We start from the raw sequence: 5659 nt of genomic DNA on the forward strand, positions 1-5659 counted from the left end.
CTTTGGTATTAAGGGCGGATTTAATTCCTATAATGCGAATACGGACGGATTGGTGACCTATGGAGTTGCCCAGGACCCCAAATTGATGAACCTGAGCGGTAGGCTGAACCCTAATTTTGGGGCAGGGATCTATTTGAGACATGAAGACTATTTTATTTCGTTATCGGTCCCTAAGATCTTGAATTCAGATAGGTTGGAGGAAGAAAACGGGATAGCGACCGTAGGATCTAATAGGACCCATGTATATTTGTCAGGGGGATATGACGTTGCATTGGGAGGGTCGACCGTTTTTAAACCGAGCGTGCTGTTCCGTTATGTAAACGCCTCGCCTTTATCTGTTGACTTGACTGGGGTGTTTGAGTTCAACCATAATTTTGATTTGGGAGCGGCTTACAGGATTGACGAGAGCGTTAGCGGTATGGTGTTCTTCAATGCTTCGAAATCGATGCGCATAGGCTATGCCTATGAATCTTCCCTTAAAAGTTCCATCCAGCATATGGACAATGGGACCCATGAGATTATGCTGCACCTTAAGTTGTAGTTCCTTAATTTCTATTTAGAATAAGCAATGAAAAGACCAACAAAACTGTTGGTCTTTTTTTCTTTTCATTTTTCATAATGAAGGAAGATTACTAGTTGAGGGGGAAATTTTATTTTTCATGATGCCCCTAATTATGAGAAGTCATCGTGGACTAAAGGTGATATCTGATATCTTAATAGTTTCCATTTTTCTAATTACCAAAATAGTAAGATCAGTGTTTTGATAAAAACATGTGTTTATACTTGTTTTTTATAATTAAATCAGATAAAATGCATTTATAATCGATAAAAAACAATATTTTATTGATTTATATCAAGAAGTAAATCTTTTTTCAATTTCAAATTATCGGACTAAGTGTATGTTTGTATCGATTAAAAGCATATAATGTTTTTTCTTATACAGTATATCTCTATAAATGTAATAACACTTAAAACCCAAATCTTATGAAATTAAAAATCCTCAAAAACCATTTTATCATCATGCTTCTGTTTTTTATGAATGGAGCGGCTGTTTTATTAGCTCAGTCTAGTGAGCTGGTATTAATCGACCAAGACTATCCAAACAAAATGGGCATTATTGCTTCGGTTCCGGCTTCTGTTAAAGTTGTTGAATTGAATAGTGAAACTAATATATGGGAACAGTTACTTCGCGAGCTTAAAGCCAATGATGAGTTTAAGAGTGTTCATTTATTTGCAGAAACAACAACTAATAAAATAATTCTTACAGGAAGCAATGTGAATCAAGGAGTATTGCTAACTGATGCTCAAATGGATGGTTTTGCCAAGGCTGATTTTATTACTAACAAAATTGACTTATTGATTTATTCCTGCTCATTGGCAGGAAACGATAGTGGTATTTCACTTTTAAAGAATATAGCATTACAAACACGGCTTAATGTAGCCTCTTGTAGAAGTTGTGAATCTTTAAATAGTGATGAATTTAGCTTTGATTTTTCAACAGCAAGAAAAGTAATAACTAATAACTTATTTAAATAACCAATCATGAATAAATTATATTATTTTTTAATAGTAATCTTCTCCAGTATACTATTGCAAAATCTACAGGCACAGACAGTAGATATGGAGGTAAGGCAAGGTCCTAATATTGATGTTGTATTAACTGTAGGGGTTACAGACCAAAATATAGATGATTTCGAAACTGATTTGGGAGCTGCATTAGAAAGCAAGGGCATCCCAAAGTCAAAGCTATACGTTCAAGGGTTTGAACGATCAACCATATCTTCAAATTCTGAGGATGCAGCAGCCATATTTAATGGTTGGACAAGGTGGGGCTATCATAGTACTACATGGGAGTTTGATGATGCTCAGAAATTTATTAGAAGGATAAATAATGATTATCTTTCAGGGTTTTATGACCCTGTTTTTGACTCTTCTAACTATACTATGGAGGTTGATGTAGCTAGTACACAGGGAAATGATGATGATGATATGGGTATTACTTTTGGTATAAAAAATGGTCCCATTGGATCTTACTTATTTAATCTTTCAGGATTAGTTAGAACATTCATAAGTGCGTCCGATTTTATTCCAGGAGATGGTTTTGCCTCTGGTCTTTATAAGATTACGCGTAACGATGGTAACTCTACAGACCCACGTCATTATGTACAGGGCTTACAAAGTGCTGCAAATACTATTTTTACCAAAGGAGCAACATCTACTTGGTATCATGTTAAATTGGAGGTAAAAGGCAAAAGCGCAAAAATATGGATAGATAATGTATTAATAATCGATTATACAGCTACTGAAGAGATTGGAGGCAGCTATGGTTTTTTCTCGAATAGTCAACCGTATGCAACATTTAAGAACATAGAGGTAACTAGTTTAACCCTTAAAAAATTTAAAGATGTACTTCGTGAACCACAATGGCGTAATAGTGCTATGCGTTTTAATGTGAATTTAGATGATCAAGAAGTAGCTGGTTTTAATAAAGATTCCGATTTATCTGAAATCTTAATGCGTACTATCAATGAAGATATTCATTATTTAGGTTGGGGTGTTAATGACAATAAAGACCAATTTGAACGTTTTGTCGCTCAGAATAACAATAAGGGTACTTTTATAAATAGGGATTCAGGTAATTGGTCTTCTTGGATTGATAGCATTGCCCAATACATTTATGAACAATATCAGTTTGGAACTATTAGTGCAGGAGATTATTTTATAGCAGGAACCTCTGTTGAAATAGCTGTTACACCAACAGAATTAAAGAAAAACACAGCCAATGCGAGTTATCCTAATGGACGTTGGAAAATAACACATGATGAGACCTTTTTTCCTAACAATACAGGAAAAGTTTCTTGGAATAATCTTTATTTAGAAGATGTACCAGAGTTTTATGAAAAAACGGGAAAATACACATTTTCATTTGAAGATATGCCCACGGCTCCAACCATATTATTTTTTCATAGAAAACCCGTCGCAAGTTTTACTTACAATCCAGGTGCCGGCACATTAACCAATAATTCTTATGATTTAGATGGTGGTGCCAATAATGGTATTGCGCAATCTGAATGGAAATGGAAAGCAGTTGATGCAGCTAGTACTAATGATTGGACGGATGGACAGTTTAGTCCTTCAGGACAGCCTGACGGACAATATTTAATCATGCTTACCGTTCAAGACCACCAAGGTACTTGGAGTAAACCAGCAAGTGTTTATATAGAAAAAACATCGGCTTCTGGGGGTAGTGAAGATTTACCAATTGCTCAGTTCAACATCATGCCAGACGTTTTAACTACCTATTCTGGAGCGATGACTATAAATGTGCAAAACAATTCTTCAGATCCTTATGGTAGAACCTTATCTACCGAAGAATGGATTGTAGTCAAAAGGGTTTACGATAATGCGGGCAACCCAACCGATACTCAAATTTACAATGGAGGAACTCCTATGACAGATTTCTCTGCCTATAATACAGGAAGTGCCGATTATATCATTAGTTTAAGAACACAAACAAATACTGGTGTTTGGTCCTTACCTTTTTATAGAACGTTAACCATTATTGATGATAATTCAAATCCTACCATAACAGCGTCACCTGCTAATGGAAATATCACTACAGAAGATACGGTTCAATTAACATTTGAAGATGAAACCTCTGGCAGCGGATTTGATGTGCAACGTTATGCTTTAAGTCAAAGTATCACGCCACCGGCAACAGATGCTACTAGTTGGAGATCATGGAGTAATAGCCAATCCAAAGAGGTGTCTTTTTCTTCTGGAGGCACATGGTATATTCATGCCGAAGCTAAAGATCAAGCAGGGAATGTAGGGACTGCCACTTTTGGGCCTTATAGTTTAACTTTAATATTGACTGCTGAAAATGATTTGGCAATAACCCAAGAAGATACAGCATCATCTCCAATCAACGTATTGTTTAATGATAGTTATAATGCTGGAGGTACTGTAGCAGTAACCATACATACTCAAGGGACAAAAGGTACCGCTACCGTAGATGGAGATAATAATATTATTTATACTCCAGATCTTAATAAAAATGGTACAGATACTGTGGTTTATCAATTAGACAATGACGGTTTAAATGTAACCGGAACTATAACCATTTCTATTCAATCAGTAGATGATTTACCAGTTGCTGTAGTAGATAGTTTCAATGTAGACGAAAATGCCTCTATTACAGAAGATGTTTCTACAAACGATGAGGAAGTAGATGGTGATGAGCTTACCTATTATTTAATGAGTGGACCAGCACATGCTGCTACATTTACATTTAATAATGATGGTACCTTTACCTATGAAAATAATGGAGATGAAGTAGATACAGACAGTTTTACCTACCGATTTGAAGATGCTAATAATTTTTCCGGAACTGTAACAGTAACATTAAATATAGCTTTACAAAATGATCTTCCTGAAGGAGGGAATGTCTCATTAGAAGTTGTTGAAGATATTGGCTATAGTTTTAAAGCTTCAGATTTTACATTTACAGATGTAGATGCAGGAGATGGTTTTAATGGTATTCAAATCATACAAATCCCTAGTACAGGAACATTAACTTACAATGGCTATCCTGTTCAAAATAATGACTTAATTGATGATGTTACAAAGTTAGTCTATACCACGGCAACCGATGGTTATGGAACAGATTATGCATCATTTAGCTTTAAAGTAAAAGATCAATCAAATGCATTAAGTACAGATAGTTATACCATGTCTTTAGGTGCTCTAAAAGATACGGATGGTGATGGTCTTGCAGATGTTGTTGATCCAGATATAGATGGAGACGGGACCCCAAATGAGCAGGACGCCTTCCCATACGACCCAACAGAAGATACGGATACCGATGGAGATGGCGTGGGCAACATTGCAGATCCAGATGATGACAACGATGGTACTCCCGATGACCAGGATGCTTTTCCATTGGATTCAAGTGAGGATACCGATACGGATGGTGATGGCGTGGGCAACAATGCGGATTTAGATGATGACAATGATGGCACTCCCGATGACCAGGATGCTTTTCCATTGGATTCAAGTGAGGATACCGATACGGATGGTGATGGCGTGGGCAACAATGCGGATTTAGATGATGACAATGATGGCACTCCCGATGACCAGGATGCTTTTCCATTAGATCCAACGGAGGATACCGATACGGATGGTGATGGCGTGGGCAACAATGCGGATCTAGATGATGACAATGATGGCACTCCCGATGACCAGGATGCTTTTCCATTAGATCCAACGGAGGATACCGATACGGATGGTGATGGCGTGGGCAACAATGCGGATCTAGATGATGACAATGATGGCACTCCCGATGACCAAGATACCTTCCCATTAGATACAACGGAGGATACCGATACCGATGGCGATGGCATGGGCAACAATGCAGATCCAGATGATGACAACGATGGCACTCCCGATGACCAGGATGCTTTTCCATTGGATTCAAGTGAGGATACCGATACGGATGGTGATGGCATGGGCAACAATGCAGATCCAGATGATGACAACGATGGTACTCCCGATGACCAGGATGCCTTCCCATTAGATACAACAGAAGATACGGATACCGATGGCGATGGCATGGGCAACAATGCAGATCCAGATGATGACAACGATGGCACTCCCGATG

Annotated in this window: 3 protein-coding genes; all 3 read left to right on the plus strand. The window is 37.7% G+C overall.

Annotated elements, in window-relative coordinates; genetic code table 11:
- A partial coding sequence (locus DKT72_RS17720; RefSeq protein ID WP_162623370.1) for a PorP/SprF family type IX secretion system membrane protein occupies positions 1-541 on the plus strand: 541 nt, incomplete at its 5' end.
- Positions 542-984: 443 nt separating this feature from the next.
- Complete coding sequence (locus DKT72_RS17725; RefSeq protein WP_111310092.1) at positions 985-1536, plus strand: DUF4347 domain-containing protein; 552 nt, start codon at positions 985-987, stop codon at positions 1534-1536.
- 6 nt (positions 1537-1542) lie between these two features.
- Positions 1543-5659, plus strand: a 4117-nt coding sequence (locus DKT72_RS18320) for an Ig-like domain-containing protein (protein ID WP_220628153.1), incomplete at its 3' end; no start/stop codon positions are given.

Origin of the sequence: Confluentibacter sediminis, from assembly GCF_003258355.1 — a bacterium.
GTDB lineage: Bacteria > Bacteroidota > Bacteroidia > Flavobacteriales > Flavobacteriaceae > Confluentibacter > Confluentibacter sediminis.

Bases quoted from the DNA above. Each gene is read 5' to 3' on its own strand.
- DKT72_RS17725 (WP_111310092.1), top strand. From the start codon at position 985: ATGAAATTAAAAATCCTCAAAAACCATTTTATCATCATGCTTCTGTTT.